General features: G+C 63.0%; 12 protein-coding genes and 1 pseudogene. 9 read left to right on the forward strand and 4 right to left on the reverse strand.

Going from position 1 to position 16,264, the window contains the following annotated elements; translation table 11 throughout:
* Nucleotides 1–73: 73 nt before the first annotated feature.
* The 3 genes and pseudogenes from narJ to argA form a co-directional block, all read right to left on the reverse strand.
* Nucleotides 74–729: pseudogene (narJ, locus tag AC1RKI_RS18030) on the reverse strand (nitrate reductase molybdenum cofactor assembly chaperone).
* 395 nt (nt 730–1,124) lie between these two features.
* On the reverse strand, nt 1,125–1,400 hold the full coding sequence (locus AC1RKI_RS18035) for an oxidative damage protection protein (protein WP_061959127.1): 276 nt from the start codon (nt 1,398–1,400) through the stop codon (nt 1,125–1,127).
* A gap of 102 nt (nt 1,401–1,502) precedes the next feature.
* The gene (gene argA, locus AC1RKI_RS18040) at nt 1,503–2,966 is read right to left on the reverse strand and encodes an amino-acid N-acetyltransferase (protein ID WP_150982709.1); all 1,464 of its coding nucleotides are present in this window, start codon (nt 2,964–2,966) and stop codon (nt 1,503–1,505) included.
* A 23-nt stretch (nt 2,967–2,989) separates the two neighbouring features.
* On the opposite strand from argA, the gene hrpA reads away from it, so the two are divergent.
* The 6 genes from hrpA (at nt 2,990) to AC1RKI_RS18070 (ending at nt 11,859) form a co-directional block, all read left to right on the forward strand.
* Nucleotides 2,990–7,090: an ATP-dependent RNA helicase HrpA gene (gene hrpA, locus AC1RKI_RS18045; RefSeq protein ID WP_492795087.1), complete on the forward strand. Its 4,101-nt coding sequence runs from the start codon at nt 2,990–2,992 to the stop codon at nt 7,088–7,090.
* A gap of 162 nt (nt 7,091–7,252) precedes the next feature.
* Entirely contained in the window at nt 7,253–8,239 is a 987-nt protein-coding gene (locus AC1RKI_RS18050) for a YVTN family beta-propeller repeat protein (RefSeq protein WP_061958045.1), read from the forward strand.
* A 7-nt stretch (nt 8,240–8,246) separates the two neighbouring features.
* Nucleotides 8,247–9,107, forward strand: a complete 861-nt coding sequence (locus AC1RKI_RS18055; protein WP_492795089.1) for a polysaccharide deacetylase family protein — start codon at nt 8,247–8,249, stop codon at nt 9,105–9,107.
* Complete coding sequence (locus tag AC1RKI_RS18060; RefSeq protein WP_490714693.1) at nt 9,107–10,102, forward strand: sterol desaturase family protein; 996 nt, start codon at nt 9,107–9,109, stop codon at nt 10,100–10,102. Before AC1RKI_RS18055 ends, AC1RKI_RS18060 begins: the two co-directional genes overlap by 1 nt.
* A 67-nt stretch (nt 10,103–10,169) precedes the next feature.
* Nucleotides 10,170–11,036: an EI24 domain-containing protein gene (locus AC1RKI_RS18065; protein ID WP_061958048.1), complete on the forward strand. Its 867-nt coding sequence runs from the start codon at nt 10,170–10,172 to the stop codon at nt 11,034–11,036.
* A 22-nt stretch (nt 11,037–11,058) separates the two neighbouring features.
* Entirely contained in the window at nt 11,059–11,859 is an 801-nt protein-coding gene (locus AC1RKI_RS18070) for a competence/damage-inducible protein A (RefSeq protein WP_061958049.1), read from the forward strand.
* 77 nt (nt 11,860–11,936) lie between these two features.
* Here AC1RKI_RS18070 and AC1RKI_RS18075 read toward each other — a convergent pair whose 3' ends face one another.
* Nucleotides 11,937–12,401 (reverse strand): rhodanese-like domain-containing protein, encoded by a 465-nt coding sequence (locus AC1RKI_RS18075; RefSeq protein WP_150982142.1) that lies wholly within the window; start codon nt 12,399–12,401, stop codon nt 11,937–11,939.
* A gap of 525 nt (nt 12,402–12,926) precedes the next feature.
* On the opposite strand from AC1RKI_RS18075, the gene AC1RKI_RS18080 reads away from it, so the two are divergent.
* The 3 genes from AC1RKI_RS18080 (at nt 12,927) to glnL (ending at nt 16,221) form a co-directional block, all read left to right on the forward strand.
* Entirely contained in the window at nt 12,927–14,342 is a 1,416-nt protein-coding gene (locus AC1RKI_RS18080) for a 3-hydroxylaminophenol mutase (protein ID WP_061958051.1), read from the forward strand.
* 136 nt (nt 14,343–14,478) lie between these two features.
* On the forward strand, nt 14,479–15,051 hold the full coding sequence (locus AC1RKI_RS18085) for a hypothetical protein (RefSeq protein ID WP_061958093.1): 573 nt from the start codon (nt 14,479–14,481) through the stop codon (nt 15,049–15,051).
* Nucleotides 15,052–15,057: 6 nt separating this feature from the next.
* Nucleotides 15,058–16,221 (forward strand): nitrogen regulation protein NR(II), encoded by a 1,164-nt coding sequence (gene glnL / locus AC1RKI_RS18090; protein ID WP_150982144.1) that lies wholly within the window; start codon nt 15,058–15,060, stop codon nt 16,219–16,221.
* Nucleotides 16,222–16,264: the final 43 nt, after the last annotated feature.

Genomic DNA, 16,264 nt, shown 5'->3' on the forward strand with positions numbered 1-16,264 from the left:
CGGTGCAATGGACAAACCAGTGGCAGAAAACTGTCTGCCCGGTCCGAATACAGCATCTGCCATCTGTCCCGTTTCAACGTGTATTGCGCGCGTCCGAACCGCGCAACACGCTCGAACGGGAAGATGGCCGCGCCGTCAGCAGTGGCTCGACACCGCTGGCGCTGGGGCCGAACGTTTCCCGCCTTCATCGATGTCGCGCACGGGCGGATCGCGCTGGGGCTCGGGTTGGGTGTCGGTCAACGTGCGCATCACCGTAAAGGCCGCGGCGTATGGGCTTGCGTTGCGTTCAAGGCGATACCCGATTGCTGCAAGCACATCGATGGCTTCGCCAAGCAGTTGTTCGGCGCGTTCTTCCTGGCCATCGACGATCAGCGCGCCCAGAAATTCAAGGAACAGTGGGACATGATCGGGCAACTCGTTGCCTGCCGGCTCGAAATCGTCGCCACGATATTTCTTGAGCAGATCCATCCTTGCCTGGCCTCGGTCGTGGTTTTCGCTGTGCACATGCTCGAATAGATGCAGCGAGTGGGCGGCATCCGTCTCGAACGTGGCCACGTAGTTTTCCTGCAGAGCGATCAGCGGTTGGTTTCGCAACATCGCCGTCAATGGCGCCAGCATGTCGCGCGCCTGCGGCCATTCGGCCAGGGTCCAGTCAATGTTGGGAAGGCTGTCGATCAGCGATTGTTCGGGGTAGCTGAGCACAGCGCTCAGTACATGTTGAATGGTCATGATGTATGTGCTTGATCCCGTTCAGGTAGCGAAGGCCTTGCGTCGTGAGCGGGGGAAATCTGCGAAGGCGAGGCCAACGCGACTGGGAGAGATTGCGGTGGCCATGGCCGAAGTCCGGAGTCACTTGGAAGAGTAAGACCAGAGTAGGCGTTGGCTTGGGGCGCGAACATACGCCGGCCGTACTGGCGGCTGGGAAATATCCTAGGTCCGCGGAACTAGTTCCATCGGCATAGGCGGGGCGATATTCGGCGAGGGGACTGCGTTGCGCGGAGGCGGTGACGGTCGCTCATCGACCAGATGGCGCCGCGGGACATGGCCGCGACGTGATGGTGGTCAAGGGGGTGAGCAAAACAAAAAGGGTGCCGGCGGCACCCTCGATGGACGTGCGGCGGTGGTCAGGCCGACGGAGGCGGCACGTATCCGGCTGCCTGATCGGCGCCGTCGCCGAAGAAATACTTCTCGGTCTGCTTGAGCAGATACTGACGCGCGCGGACGTCGGCCATGTTCAGGCGGTTTTCGTTGATCAGCATGGTCTGGTGCTTGAGCCAGCCCGCCCACGCTTCCTTCGACACGCTTTGCCAGATTTTCTTGCCGAGTTCGCCGGGCAGCGGCGGGAAGTCGAGACCTTCGGCTTCCTTGTTCAGTTTGACGCAATGGACCGTACGGGCCATGAGGGACTCCTTGTTCGTGTGGCCGCTATTGTAGCCAAGCTGGCAGGACAGGGCGGCGCCAGCCGGCCATGCCCCTGCGGCGCCTGTTGTCTTTGCGGGGAATTACAGCTTTTTCATCAGCACCATCGATTTGCGCTGCCAGTTGTAGAGCTTTCGCTTGTCTTCCGGCAGATCGTCGACGGATGCGTGCACGAAGCCGCGCTTCAGGAACCAGTGCTCGGTACGCGTGGTGAGTACGAAGAGCCGGTCTAGACCGAGCGTGCGCGCGCGCCGTTCGATGCGCTTGAGCAGGCGCTCGCCGTCGCCGGTCCCTTGCGCTTCGGCCGACACCGTCAGACAGGCCATTTCGCCCATGTTTTCGCGCGGGAATTCATAGAGCGCGGCGCAGCCGAACAACACGTTGTCGTGCTCGATCACCGAGAACTTGTCGATATCGCGTTCGATCAGGTGACGGCCGCGCGGCACCAGCGTGCCATCGGCTTCGAGCGGCGCGATCAGCTGCAGGATCCCGCCAACATCGTCCAGAGTGGCTTCGCGCAGGCTTTCGAGGTCGGAGTCGGAAACCATCGTCCCGACGCCGTCGTGCAGGAACAGCTCCAGCAGGACCGAGCCGTCCATCTGGAACGGAATCAGGTGGGCGCGCGGCACGCCGCCTTTCAGGGCCTTGACCAGATGTTGCAGGTAATAGGCCACGTCGGGCGGCAGATGATTGTTCTGCAAACGTTCCACCGCAGTGCGCAGCGACATTTCCTTCATCAGCTTGCCCACCGGATCGGGTACGCCGGGCACCTCGGTGATGAAGATCAGCTTGTCTGCCTTGAGTGCGCTGGCCGTGGCGCTGGCCACGTCTTCCATCGACAGGTTGAATGCCTGGCCCGTCGGCGAAAAGCCGAGCGGCGAGAGCAGCACCACCTTGCCGTGCGAAAGCGACATGCGCATCGAATCGCCGTCGATCTTGCGCACCAGGCCCGTGTGCTGGTAGTCCACGCCGTTGACGATACCGACCGGGCGGGCGGTGATGAAATTGCCTGATACGACCGAAAGCTGGGCGCCCGCCATCGGCGTGTTGGGCAGGCCCTGGCTGAACGCCGCTTCGATGTCGAGGCGCAGTTCGCCGGCGGCTTCCTTGGCGCATTCCAGCGCGGCGTTGTCGGTGATGCGAATGCCGTCGGCGTATTGCGACTGCACGTTGCGCAGCGCCAGTTGCTCCTCCACCTGCGGGCGCGAGCCGAACACCAGCACGACGTTCATGCCCATGGCATGCAGCAGCGCCACATCGTTGACCAGCGCATTGAGCACGCCGGCCTTGACCAGTTCGCCGCTGAACGCGATCACAAAGGTCTTGCCGCGGAAGGTGTGGATATACGGTGCGACGGCGCGCAGCCAGTCGACGAATTGCTGACGGTCCGGGCCGCTCGCTTCGGCCAGCTCGACGCCGGCTAGGGCCGACGGGATGGGCGTAACGGGGGCGGCGGCAGGCAGCGTTTCGGGGGCGGCTTCCTCAGCGGTAAGCGGGGCGGCGGCAGGATCGGGGTCCTGCTTGGGGGAGTCGGTTCTGGCATTCATGCGGCGGATTATAATCCCGCCCAATGTCAGCACAACGTCCCGCCAAACCTGCCCCGGCCACGCCTGCCGAGGCCGCAACTTCCCAGGCCAACCAGAACGCCGCGCCGCGTCAGGCGCGCGGCGGCGCACGGCCGCCCAGACCAGCAACGAAGGGCGCGCCGCCGCTGGGTCCGCAGGCCGCCCCGCACGCGCCTCGCCCGGATGGCGAGCCGCGTCGCGGTCGCCCCGAGCAAGCGCCACGTCCCCCGCGGGCTGCCCGTCAGGAAGGCGCCGAACGTCCGCCGCGCGGCGATGGCGCCGAGCGCCGTCCGCCCCGTCCGCCGCAGCCGGCGCGTCTGGCCAATCCGTTGCCGGAGATCACCTTTCCGGAAGCCTTGCCGGTGTCGGCGCGGCGCGACGAGATTGCCGCTGCGTTGCTGGCCAATCAGGTCGTCATCGTCTCGGGCGAGACCGGCTCCGGCAAGACCACCCAGTTGCCGAAGATCGCGCTGTCCATCGGGCGCGGCCCGGCGCGCGAAGGCAAGCCGGGCGGAGGACTGATCGGTCACACCCAGCCGCGGCGGATCGCCGCGACTTCCACGGCCAAGCGGATCGCACAGGAGCTGGGAACGCCGATCGGCGAGCATGTCGGCTATCAGGTGCGGTTCAACGACGCGATGTCGGCGGGCGCGTCGGTCAAGCTGATGACCGACGGCATCCTGCTGGCCGAGACCCAGAACGATCCGCTGCTGCGCGCGTACGACACGATCATCATCGACGAGGCGCACGAACGCAGTCTCAATATCGACTTCCTGATCGGATACCTGCGCCAGATCCTGCCCAGGCGTCCCGATCTCAAGCTGATCATCACGTCGGCGACCATCGATGCGCAGCGCTTTGCCGAGCATTTCGCGCGTGACGGCAAGCCAGCGCCGGTCATCGAGGTCAGCGGTCGGCTGTATCCGGTCGAAATCCGTTATCGGCCGATCCAGGCAGACCAGCCCGCCGACGGCGCGCCGCGTTCGGACAAGGCGCGCGAGCGAGACCTGTACGATGGCATCGTCGACGCCGTGGACGAGCTATGCCGGCTCGGACCCGGCGACGTGCTGGTGTTCCTGCCCGGCGAGCGCGAGATTCGCGAGGCCGCCGAGGCACTGCGCAAGCACCACCCGCCGCACACGGAGATCCTGCCGCTGTTCGCGCGGCTCTCCGTGCAGGAGCAGGAGCGCGTGTTCAAGCCGTCGAACGCCCGGCGCATCGTGCTGGCCACCAACGTGGCGGAGACGTCGCTGACGGTGCCCGGCATTCGCTATGTGGTCGATACCGGCCTGGCGCGGGTCAAGCGCTACTCCTACCGCAACAAGGTGGAGCAGCTGCAGATCGAGTCGATTTCCCAGGCCGCCGCGAACCAGCGCGCGGGCCGATGCGGCCGCGTGGCCGACGGCGTCTGCATCCGGCTCTACGAAGAAAGCGATTTTGCGGGCCGGTCGCGCTTCACCGATCCCGAAATCCTGCGCTCGTCGCTGGCGGCGGTGATCCTGCGCATGAAAGCGCTGCGGCTGACCGATATCGAGGCGTTCCCGTTCATCGAGCCGCCGCTTGGCCGTGCCATTGCCGACGGCTACCAGTTGCTCCAGGAGCTTGGCGCGCTGGACGAAGCCAATCAGTTGACCGGCACGGGGCGCCAGTTGGCCAAGTTGCCGCTGGATCCGCGCGTGGCGCGCATGATTCTGGCTGCAAAGGACCAGCATTGCCTGCGCGAAGTCCTGATCATCGCCAGCGCGCTTTCGGTGCAGGACCCGCGCGACCGTCCTCAGGAGGCCCAGGAGGCCGCGGATCAGGCGCACCGCAAGTTCGTCGACGAAAGATCGGAGTTCCTGGGCTGGGTGAAGCTCTGGAAGTGGTTCGAGGACGCCGTCGCGCACAAGAAAACCAATCGGCAATTGCAGGAACAATGCCGCAGTCATTTCCTGTCGCATGTGCGCCTGCGCGAATGGCGCGACGTGCATTCGCAACTCCATACGACGGTCAGCGAACAGGGCTGGCGCCTGAACGACAGCGAACCAACCTTCGAACAACTGCACAAGGCGTTGCTGACGGGGCTGCTGGGCAATGTCGGACTGAAGCTGGACGAAGCCGATGGCAAGGGCCGCGAATATCTTGGCGCGCGCGGCATCAAGTTCCATCTGTGGCCGGGGTCGTTGATCGCTCGCAAGGTCGGCCGCTGGATCATTGCCGCGGAACTGGTGGAGACCAGCCGCCTGTATGCGCGCACGCTGGCGCGGATCGAGCCCGAATGGGTCGAACAGGTTGGCAAGCATCTGCTCAAGGTCAGCTGGAGCGATCCGCATTGGGAAAAGAAGGCCGGTCAGGTGCTGGCGCTGGAGCGTGGCACGCTGTACGGCTTGCCGATCTATCAGCACCGACGCGTGCATTTCGGTCCGATGAATCCGTCGGAGGCGCGCGAGATCTTTATCCGCAGCGCCTTGGTCGAGGGTGAATTCGACACGCGGTTGCCGTTTTTTGCGCATAACCAGCGGCTGGTACGCGAGATCGAGAACCTCGAACACAAGGCGCGCCGGCAGGATGTGCTGGTGGACGACGTATTGATCTTTGCCTTCTACGACAAGGCGATCCCGGCCGACATCCACAATCAGGTGGCGTTCGAGAAGTGGTATCAGGCCGAGTCGGCCAAGGATCGCAAGCTGCTTTACCTGAATCGCGACGAGCTGATGCGCCACGAGGCGGCCGGCATTACCACGGACCTGTTTCCGAAGGTGCTGCCGATCGCGGGGATCGACATGGCTTTGTCGTACCACTTCGAGCCCGGCAGCCACCGCGATGGCGTGACGCTGACGGTGCCGCTGTACGCGCTCAATCAGGTGCGCGCCGAGCGTGCGGACTGGCTGGTGCCCGGCATGATCAAGGAGAAGGTGCATCTGCTGCTGAAGTCGCTGCCGCAGAAGCTGCGCCGCCATTGCGTGCCGTTGCCGGATTACGCGGCGGGTTTTGTCGATCGCCGGCCGTTTGGCGAAGGCGAATTGCTGGACGTGCTGATTGCGGACATCCGCGAGCAAACCGGCACGATAATCAAGCGCGCCGATTTCAAGCTCGAAACGCTGCCGGCGCACCATTTCATGAATTTCAAGGTGATCGACGAACACGGTCGCCAGCTTGATGTGGGCCGCAATCTGGCCCAGTTGCGCGCGGAATTCGGGGGGCTGGCGCAGCAGTCGTTCCAGAATATTGCCGCGCGCGATGTGCCGGCCGCAGAGGCCGGCCAGTACGAGAACCTCACGTCGTGGTCATTCGGCGAACTGCCGGAACTGCTGGAAATCCGCAAGGGCAACCAGACGCTGTTCGGCTACCCGGCGCTGGTTGACCATGGCGACCATTGCGATGTCGAGGTCTTCGACGATCCCCAGGAGGCCATCCGCGTACACCATGCCGGGCTGCGCCGGTTGTTCGCGCTGCAGTTGCGCGAGCAGGTGAAGTTCATCGAAAAGAACATTCCCAACCTGCAGCAGATGTCGATGCAGTACATGACGCTCGGCACGCAGGAGGAGCTGCGTAGCCAGATCGTCTCGATGGCGTTGGAGCGCGCCTGTCTGCAGGCGCCGCTGCCGCGCAACGAAGCCGAATTCAACGCGCGCAAGGAAGAGGGACGCGCACGGCTGTCGCTGCTGGCGCAGGAAATCGCGCGGCTGGTCGGCACGATCCTGGCCGAATACGCGGCGCTGCCGCGCAAGCTGCTGCAGGCCAAGCCGTTTGGCTCCGCCTATCAGGATCTGGAAGGCCAACTGGGCCGGCTGATGACCAAGTCGTTTGTCATCGATACGCCGTACAACCAGTTGGTGCACTTTCCGCGCTATCTCAAGGGAATGGCGATGCGCGTGGACAAGCTCAAAGGCGATCCGGCGCGCGACGCCCAGCGCATTCAGGAAATGTCGCCGCTGGTACAGCAATGGCAGCGCGCCGAGAAACAGATCCGGGCGCAAGGCCGGGGCGCGACCGATGCGCGGCTCGACGAATTCCGATGGATGCTCGAGGAGTTGCGCATCGCGCTGTTCGCGCAAGAGTTGCGTACGCCGCAGCCGATGTCGGTGAAGCGACTGCAAAAAGTGTGGGAATCGATGCAGCGCTGATTCTCGGACAGCCAGTGCGGCGATGCCCCTGGCTGACTTTTCGCTGCCATGGACCGGGCACATGTATCTAAATGTAAGGGACGCTTAAGATTCTGTGTCCGACGTCATCGCATCCCGGCGGCGAAACGTTAGAATGCCCGATTCCTTTGAATTAACGGTCTTATGCTCGCATTGCGTCGTGTAGCGGCTGGCGTGGTTTCGGTTGGCGCCTTGGCCTTGGCCCTTGTGTCAGCCCCAGCGCTTGCAGAGGTGGTGGTGATCCTCAATTCTGGTGACGCAAGCGTCACGCTGATCGACAAGGACACCCAGAAAGTCATTGAGACCTTTCCCGTCGGCAAGGAGCCGCATCATCTGATCGCCACGCCGGACGACAAGTCGCTGATCGTCGCAAACGCGGTTGGCAACGATCTGGTGTTTCTCGATCCGGTGACGGGCAAGGTGCAGCAGCGTGTGCCCAATATCGACGATCCGTATCAGGTCGGGTTTTCGCCGGACCAGAAGTGGTTTGTCGCGACCGGCAACCGACTGGATCGGGTGGATGTCTATCGCTGGGACGGTCACCAGCTCAAGATGGCTCGGCAGTTTCCGCTTGCAAAGACGCCCAGCCACATCGCCTTCACCGCCGACAGCCGGATTGCCTTTGTCACGCTGCAGGATTCCAACCAGATCGCAGCGATCGACCTGAACACGCTGACCGTCCTGTGGACCATGGAAGCCGGCTCGGCCCCGGCGGGCATCTGGGTGACGCCAGACCAGAAATATCTGCTGGTGGGCATGACGGGCGCCGACTATGTCGCCGTGATCGACTGGCGCACGCGCACCGTGGTCAAGCAGATCCAAACCGGCAAAGGTGCCCACAACTTCCGCGCCGTGGGCGACAAGCGGCATCTGTTCCTGACCAACCGGGTGTCGGGTTCGATCAGTATCATCGACCAGCAGACGCTGTCGAAGGTGGGTGATATTACGGGCCTGCTGCCGGGCCCCGACGATATGGAACTGACCGCCGACGGCAAGACGCTGTGGGTGACCTTCCGCTGGGCGCGGTCGGTAGGTCTGATCGATGTGGCCAGCCGCAAGCTGGTCAAGACCATTCGCGTCGGCAAGTCGCCGCACGGGATCTACTTCAAGACCCGCGCGCCGCTGTATTGAGGACATCATGCGCAGGACGATTTCCCGCATTGCCGCGCTGGCGCTGGGCATCACGGCCACCGTGACCCTTGCCGCGGAGTCCGCGCCTGCCGAGCGGACATGCCGCGCCGGCACGCTGTACCTGACGTTCGACACCGGCAGCATGAGCCAGGCCGAGTTGATCGCACGCACGCTGCGCAAGCATCACATCCGCGCCACTTTCTTTCTGGCCAACGAGCCAACCGTCAACAAGGACAGTTCGCTAGACGCGAGCTGGGCGCCATACTGGAAATCGCTGGCGGCTGACGGCCATGCCTTCGGCACGCATACTTTCGATCACGTCTACCTGCGCAGCGTGACGGGCGGCAAAGTCACGATGCGCCCGCAGTTCGGCCAGCATGGCGGCAAGGATGTGGTCATGAACGAAGCGGCGTTCTGCGGTGAATTGCGTCGCAGCGCCGAGGCATTCCAGTCGATGACGGGGCAGCCGATGGTGCCGCTCTGGCGCGCGCCGGGCGGCCGCACCGCGCCGCAGACGCTGGCGTGGGCGGAGCAATGCGGCTTCCGACATGTGGGCTGGGCGCCGGCCGGATTCCTGGGCGACGAGCTGTCGTCCGAGAAATTTCCGAACCAGGCGCTGCTCGACAAAGCCTTGCGCGATCTGCGGGACGGCGATATCACCATGGCACATCTCGGCATCTGGTCACGCAAGGACGCCTGGGCGCCGGCCGTGCTCGAGCCATTGATCAGCGGGCTGGAACAGAAGGGCTTCTGCTTCGCCACGCTGCGCGAGCATCCGCAATTCAAGGGCTGGATCGCTCAGCGCGGGCCCGTGCGCGCCGGGCAGCCAGCGGCGACGGAAGCCACTGCAACGGGGTCGAAACGGTAATGTGGGACGCTTTCACTAACTGGCTCAATCTCTGGGTCGGCCAGATCGAAGCCACGGTCTTTCAGGACGCCATATTGCCTGTGGTCTACAACCTCGGGTTTGGCGGCTATGCCGAAGACGCATTCACCGGCACGGAATGGCTGCTGGTGGGCGTGGTCCAAATCGCGGTGATGGTGCTGATCCTCGGCCCACTGGAGAAGCTACGTCCGGTCGAGCGGGTGACCGACCGCCGGGCCATCCGCACGGACGTTTTCTATACTTTGATTCACCGCCTGGGTCTGTTCCGGCTGGCCATGTTCTTCCTGCTGGCGCCGCTGATGGATTCGATCGAAGGACATTTGCGCCTGCTGGGCTGGCAGCGCGTCAATGTCGAAGACTGGTGGCCGGGCGTTACGTCGGTTCCGCTGGTCAGCTTCTTCGTTTACCTGCTGTTGTTCGACCTGCTCGACTACTGGTATCACCGGCTGTCGCACACCTACCGTTGGTGGTGGAGCCTGCATGCCGTCCATCACAGCCAGCAGCAGATGACCCTGTGGAGCGACAATCGCAACCATCTGCTCGACGATATTCTGCGGGATTTCGTCTTTGCGACCGTCGCGCTTGCGGTGGGCGTGGAGCCGTCGCAGTACGTGCTGCTGGTCGCACTGTCCCAGTTGCTGCAAAGCCTGCAGCACGCCAACCTGCGTCTGCATTTCGGCTGGCTCGGCGAGCGCCTGCTGGTCTCGCCGCGGTTCCATCGCACGCACCACGCGGTGGGCCTGGGTCACGAGCGCCAGGGCAAGGATGGCAAGCCAGCGCGTCTGGGCGGCTGCAACTATGGGGTGATCTTTCCGTGGTGGGACATGCTGTTCCGCACGGCCGTGTTCACCCAGTCCTACTATCCCACCGGGATCCGCGACCAAATGCCGCCGCCGACGGGGCGGGGCCGCAACTACGGCGCCGGTTTCCTGTCCCAGCAGTGGCTGGGCATCAAGCGACTGCTGCGGCTTGGGTGACGGGCAGTGCCCCATGCTGTGCTAGGCTTGCCTGGCTTCCCGGGGCTCTCCTCAATCTCTTGACTGCATGAACGATATCTTCCGCTCGTTTGCCCGTGCGCTGGTCAGCCAGTTGCATCCGCGCATGCTGATGCTGACCGTGGTTCCCTTCATTCTCGCGACCGTCATCTGGGGCGGCATGCTGTGGTGGGGCTGGGAACCGATCATGACCACCGCGCGAACCTTGCTTGAAGGATCCGCATTCACCAGCTGGATCTATTCGATGCTCGACTGGCTGGGCCTGCAGTCGCTGCGTACGGTGGTGGCACCACTGTTCGTGCTCACGCTGGCGATTCCGCTGGTGATCGCCTCGATGCTGATTTTCATCAGTCTGTTTTCGGTGCCGGCCGTAGTCAGGCATCTGGATCGCAGCTATCCCGATCTGCTCAAGGCGCACGGCGGCAGCATTGCCGGCAGCGTGTTTCAGGCGCTTGGCAACACGGTGGTGTTTCTGTTGTTGATGATCGTCACCTTGCCGCTCTGGCTGATTCCGCCATTTTTTGCCTTGATCCCACCGGTGCTGTGGGGGTGGCTGACCTATCGGGTGATGACCTACGACGCGCTGTCGGAGCATGCCACGGCGGAGGAGCGCAAGACGCTCATGAAACGCCACCGTGTGCCGCTGCTGGCGATTGGCGTGGCGGTGGGCCTGCTGGGTTCCGCGCCGACCTTGCTGTGGGTCTGGTCCGCTGTCATCATCTTCCTGTTCCCGGTGGTGCTGGCCGGCACGCTGTGGCTCTACGTGCTGATATTCATTTTTTCGGCGTTGTGGTTTGGCCACTATTGCCTGCGCGCGCTGGCCGATCTGCGCGCGGAGCGCGCTGCGGCGGCGTCGCCCGCTCCCGACGTGATCGATCTGTCGCCGTCCGACGTGCGTCGCATCGAGCAATCCTGAATACGGAAAACAAGAGGGCATCATGGGTTTTGGTTTGATTGTCATCGGCGACGAAATCCTGTCCGGGCGCCGTGAAGACAAGCACATGCGCAAGGCGATCGAATTGCTGAACGCGCGCGGCCTGGCGTTGAACTGGGCGGAATACATCGGCGACGAGCGCGACCGCATCACCGCCACGCTGCGCCGCACGTTTGCTAGCAGCGATATCGTGTTCTGCACCGGCGGCATTGGCGCCACGCCCGATGACCACACTCGGCAATGCGCCGCCGCGGCGCTGGGTGTGGAACTGGCGCTGCATCCCGATGCGCGCGAACAGATCGCGCTGCGCATTGCAGAATCGGCCGAAGGCGATCCGGTCAAGGCCGACCTGAACCGCCCCGAAAACCAGCATCGCTTCAAGATGGGCGAATTCCCAGTGGGCGCGCGCATCATCCCGAACAGCTACAACCGCATTCCCGGCTTCTCGGTGGCGGATCACCATTTCATGCCGGGTTTTCCGGTCATGGCGTGGCCGATGATGGAGTGGGTGCTCGACCATTACTACGCGCCGCTGTTCCATCGCGATGCCGAGCAGGCGCGCGCGTTTTATGTGTTCGAAGCGCCGGAATCCACGCTGACGCCGCTGATGGAGCAGGTAGAGGCCGCCTATCCGGGTATTCGTGTGTTCAGCCTGCCGTCGGTCGGCGATGTCAGCCGCGGCGATCGCTTTGCGCGCCGCCATATCGATCTTGGCGTCAAGGGCCTGGCAGAATCGGTCCCGGCCGCCTACGCAATGCTGTTCGAAGGGGTACGCGCGATGGGCTTCGAGATTGTCGAGCAGTAGCGCATCCCGAATCGCCGCCAAAAAACAAAAGACGCCGCAAGGCGTCTTTTTGCTTTCGAGGCCAACGGTGGCGCGATCTACGCGCCGTGCCAGGGCAGGCCACGGAAACACCAGCCTTCCACGGTCTTGCGGTGATGGTGGTCATCGCGAGCGCCTTCGAATCCTTCCAGCACGTCGATGGCGAACTGGTAGCCCGCTTCGGTGGCAATGCGGGCGGCGTGCTTCGAGCGCGCGGCACTGCGGCACAGGAACAGCACCGGCGCGTCCTGCGGGACACGCGCCTTCAATTCAGCGACGAAATCAGGATTCTGCGTGCCGCCCGGATAAGTCGACCATTCCACATGGGCAAACTGTTCGTCGGGAATGGCGACGCCGCCGACCCAGTCAAGTTCCGCCTGGGTGCGGACATCCACCAGAACGGCTTTGGGATCGGCCTGCAGCAGCGCATGCGCTTCTTCGGGGCTCAGAGCGCCGAAGTACGCCAGCTGGCCTTGTTGCTGCCGTTCCTTGGCAGTCTGAAGGAGAGAGTCTCGGGTAGTCATCTTTTGTGACATGGTCAAGGTAGTTGGACAGGCGCCGCGTACGACGTCGCAAAACCACGCCATTCGTCGTGGCACTGGGAAGCGCATGAATTCGGCGCTATTCTAGCGCGCGGCCGTTGGCCGAAATGGATGGTCCCGAAAAAACTGCGTAGGTGCGCCACGCGACTCACCCCAATTCGGTGCGTAATTCACCGGGATGCACAATATAAGTGCACTCCCTTGATGAATGCACCTTTATGGTGTTTCCTGATGAGGTTGCAGGTGGGGCGTGGCGCGCGTGCGCGAGCTTGAGCGGCGAACGACGCGAAGTTGTATGCAATCCGCCAACCCCGCTGCGGTGCGGACTTGTCCGCCGATGCACGCTTTTCGGGAAGTCCGGGCGATTACCGGCAGATGGGGGGCTTTCGTTGGCATGCTTTCTGCTAACATTCCTCGTCCCTTTTGGGGTGGTCTGGATCGAAGCAAAGATCGACCGCACCAACAATGGCTTTCTCAGACACAGCCTCGAATTTCCAGGAGATAGGCATGGCGCACAGCGTTGCAGATGTGATGAAGCTCGTGAAGGAAAACGACGTCAAGTTCGTTGATTTCCGTTTCACGGATACCAAGGGCAAGGAACAGCACGTGTCGGTTCCGACGTCGCACTTCGATGAAGACAAGTTCGAAAGCGGCCATGCCTTTGACGGTTCGTCCATCGCCGGCTGGAAGGGTATCGAAGCATCGGACATGCTGCTGATGCCGGATGCGGGCACCGCCCACATCGACCCCTTCTACGAAGAACCCACCCTGGTACTGACCTGCGACGTGATCGAACCCTCGGATGGCAAGGGTTATGACCGCGACCCGCGTTCGATCGCCAAGCGCGCCGAAGCCTACCTGAAGAGCACCGGCCTGGGCGACACCGCTTTCTTCGGTCCGGAACCCGAATTCTTCATCTTCGACGGCGTGACCTGGAACATCGACATGCAGGGTTGCTCGGTCAAGATCAACTCCGAAGAAGCACCCTGGTCGTCGGGCAAGGAATTCGAGCATGGCAACAGCGGCCACCGTCCGGGCAAGAAGGGCGGCTACTTCCCGGTTGCCCCGATCGACACGTTCCAGGATATGCGTTCGGAAATGTGCCTGATTCTGGAATCGCTGGGCATTCCGGTTGAAGTCCACCACCACGAAGTGGCTGGCCAGGGCCAGAACGAAATCGGCACCAAGTTCAGCACGCTGGTGCAGCGCGCCGACTGGACGCAATTGCAGAAGTACGTGATCCAGAACGTCGCGCACACCTATGGCAAGACCGCCACGTTCATGCCGAAGCCGGTCGTGGGCGACAACGGTTCGGGCATGCACGTTCACCAGTCGGTCTGGAAGGACGGCCAGAACCTGTTCGCTGGCAACGGCTATGCCGGTCTGTCGGAATTCGCGCTGTACTACATCGGCGGCATCATCAAGCACGCTCGCGCGCTGAACGCCATCACCAACCCGGGCACGAACTCGTACAAGCGTCTGGTGCCGGGCTTCGAAGCGCCGGTGAAGCTGGCCTACTCGGCCCGCAACCGTTCGGCTTCTATCCGCATTCCGTACGTGGCGAATCCGAAGGGCCGCCGCATCGAAACGCGCTTCCCGGATCCGCTGATGAACCCGTACCTGGGCTTCTCGGCGCTGTTGATGGCCGGCCTGGACGGTGTGATGAACAAGATCCACCCGGGCGAAGCTGCCGACAAGAACCTGTACGACCTGCCGCCGGAAGAAGACGCAAAGATCCCGACCGTCTGCTCGAGCCTCGACCAGTCGCTGGAGTACCTGGACAACGATCGCGAGTTCCTGACCCGCGGCGGTGTGTTCTCGAACTCGATGATCGATGCGTACATCGAACTGAAGATGGAAGAAGTCACGCGTTTCCGCATGACGACGCACCCGATCGAGTTCGACATGTACTACTCGCTGTAAGCGCGCACGTGCGTTGCCAGGTTGTTGCCGGGCAACAGTTGCACCAGGAAGGGGCGGCCTCGGCTGTCCCTTTTTGTTTTGAAACGAAGTTGATCGCTAGAATGGGGCTCTTTCCCTAACCGTCATGTCGATGTTCATGGAAGCGATTTCTAGCAAGATTTTCGGCCGCATCGGCCCGGTGCTCCCGCACCAAATGCGCGTGGGATTCCCTGTTCTGGTGATGTTGGCGGCTTCGGCGCTGGCCGCGTGGAGCGCGCCGGCTGCCGCGCAGGCGTCCGATGTCTATATGTGCAAGGGCGCCAATGGCGTGCCGGAGTATCGCAACGGCAATCCGGGCAACAGCCGTGACTGCAAGAAGCTCAACCTGCCCGATGTGGTGACCGTGCCCGGCACGCGCAGCGGCCCCGCGGCGTCCGGCGCGGCCAAGTCCGCGGCGGTTTCGCCGGCGGCTTTTCCTCGTGTCGACAGCGCCACGCAGAAGAATCGCGACAGCGAACGCCGCGCGGTGCTCGAGCAGGAACTGCAGAGCGAGCAGGGCAAGCTTGCTGGCTTGCGGGCCGAATACAACAACGGTGAACCCGAGCGCCAGGGAAATGAGCGCAATTATCAGAAATATCTGGATCGCACGGCCCGGCTGCGCGATGACATTACCCGCAGCGAGGCAAACGTGGCCTCGCTTCAGCGGGAGCTTTCGAATCTGAAGGACTAACAGCCCATGCGTCGCCTTATCCGCGGAGTCTCGCGCAAAGTCACCGGTGTGGATCGCAAGCCAGAGCCCGTCGGTCCGGACGAGGGCGATTCATACGTGCGGCCGCTTGGCGACGTGATCTTCCACCCCGGCCTCGATGTGGTGGCCAATCCTGTGCTGATGGTGCGCCAGCCCGGGCTGCGCGTGGTCTACGCCAACCCCGCTGCGGAGGCGAGCTTTGCCGTGTCGCGAAAGGCCATGGTGGAGCTCTCCCTGCCGGATCTGTTCGGCGCGTCGGAAGAACTCGACACGATGATCGAGACCGTGATCGCGCGGCAGGTGGACGTGCGGCGTCAGGATCTGGTTCTGCGTCCGCCGCTGCAGGAACCGTTGCATGCGCATGTGGTGATCGGCGGCATCGAGGGGTTTTCCAGCATCGTGCTGGTCGAGATTCTGCTCAACGAGCAAAAGGTGCGCAGCGAGCGCGAAGAGCGAATTCTGGACCTGACGTCTGCCAACAAGGAACTGATCCGCAATCTGGCCCACGAGATCAAGAACCCGCTCGGCGGTATCCGCGGCGCGGCGCAGCTTCTGGAATTCGAGTTGCCGGAACGCGCCTTGCGCGAGTACACGCAGGTCATCATCAAGGAATCCGACCGGCTGCAAACGCTGGTAGATCGTCTGCTGGAACCGCACCGGCATCCCCACATCGTTTCCGAGCTCAACATTCACGAGGTGCTGGAGCGTGTGCGTTCGGTGGTGTTGGCCGAGTTTCCGAATGGGCTCGATATCGTTCGCGACTACGATGCGAGCCTGCCGGACCTGCGCGGCGATATGGAGCAGTTGATCCAGGCCGTGCTGAACATCGTGCATAACGCCGCGCAGGCCTTGAGCGAGCGCATCGCAAATGGCGACGCGCAGATCGTGTTGCGTACCCGTGTGGCGCGTCAGGTCACGATTGCAAAGCGTTTGTACAAGCTGGCATTGGATTTGCATGTGATAGACAACGGCCCGGGAATCCCCGAGGACATTCGTGAACGCATCTTCTATCCGTTGGTATCGGGCAGGGATGGCGGGAGCGGTCTCGGTCTCACACTCGCTCAAACCTTCGTGCAGCAGCACGAGGGCTTGATCGAATGCGAGAGCCGGCCGGGCTGTACCGACTTCCGTATCCTGTTGCCGCTGCATTGACCGCCGTACGATTTGGCCGATGCGGCAGGCGTGGCGGGGTAGC

This window comes from Cupriavidus sp. GW822-FHT06G04 (assembly GCF_058799075.1).

What these genes read in the sequence shown, in the direction of transcription:
- AC1RKI_RS18065 (WP_061958048.1), top strand. Translation starts at nt 10,170, where the DNA reads ATGAACGATATCTTCCGCTCGTTTGCCCGTGCGCTGGTCAGCCAGTTG.
- AC1RKI_RS18055 (WP_492795089.1), top strand. Translation starts at nt 8,247, where the DNA reads ATGCGCAGGACGATTTCCCGCATTGCCGCGCTGGCGCTGGGCATCACG.
- AC1RKI_RS18085 (WP_061958093.1), top strand. Translation starts at nt 14,479, where the DNA reads ATGGAAGCGATTTCTAGCAAGATTTTCGGCCGCATCGGCCCGGTGCTC.
- AC1RKI_RS18050 (WP_061958045.1), top strand. Translation starts at nt 7,253, where the DNA reads ATGCTCGCATTGCGTCGTGTAGCGGCTGGCGTGGTTTCGGTTGGCGCC.
- AC1RKI_RS18075 (WP_150982142.1), bottom strand. Translation starts at nt 12,401, where the DNA reads ATGACTACCCGAGACTCTCTCCTTCAGACTGCCAAGGAACGGCAGCAA.
- glnL (WP_150982144.1), top strand. Translation starts at nt 15,058, where the DNA reads ATGCGTCGCCTTATCCGCGGAGTCTCGCGCAAAGTCACCGGTGTGGAT.
- AC1RKI_RS18070 (WP_061958049.1), top strand. Translation starts at nt 11,059, where the DNA reads ATGGGTTTTGGTTTGATTGTCATCGGCGACGAAATCCTGTCCGGGCGC.
- hrpA (WP_492795087.1), top strand. Translation starts at nt 2,990, where the DNA reads ATGTCAGCACAACGTCCCGCCAAACCTGCCCCGGCCACGCCTGCCGAG.
- AC1RKI_RS18035 (WP_061959127.1), bottom strand. Translation starts at nt 1,400, where the DNA reads ATGGCCCGTACGGTCCATTGCGTCAAACTGAACAAGGAAGCCGAAGGT.
- argA (WP_150982709.1), bottom strand. Translation starts at nt 2,966, where the DNA reads ATGAATGCCAGAACCGACTCCCCCAAGCAGGACCCCGATCCTGCCGCC.
- AC1RKI_RS18080 (WP_061958051.1), top strand. Translation starts at nt 12,927, where the DNA reads ATGGCGCACAGCGTTGCAGATGTGATGAAGCTCGTGAAGGAAAACGAC.
- AC1RKI_RS18060 (WP_490714693.1), top strand. Translation starts at nt 9,107, where the DNA reads ATGTGGGACGCTTTCACTAACTGGCTCAATCTCTGGGTCGGCCAGATC.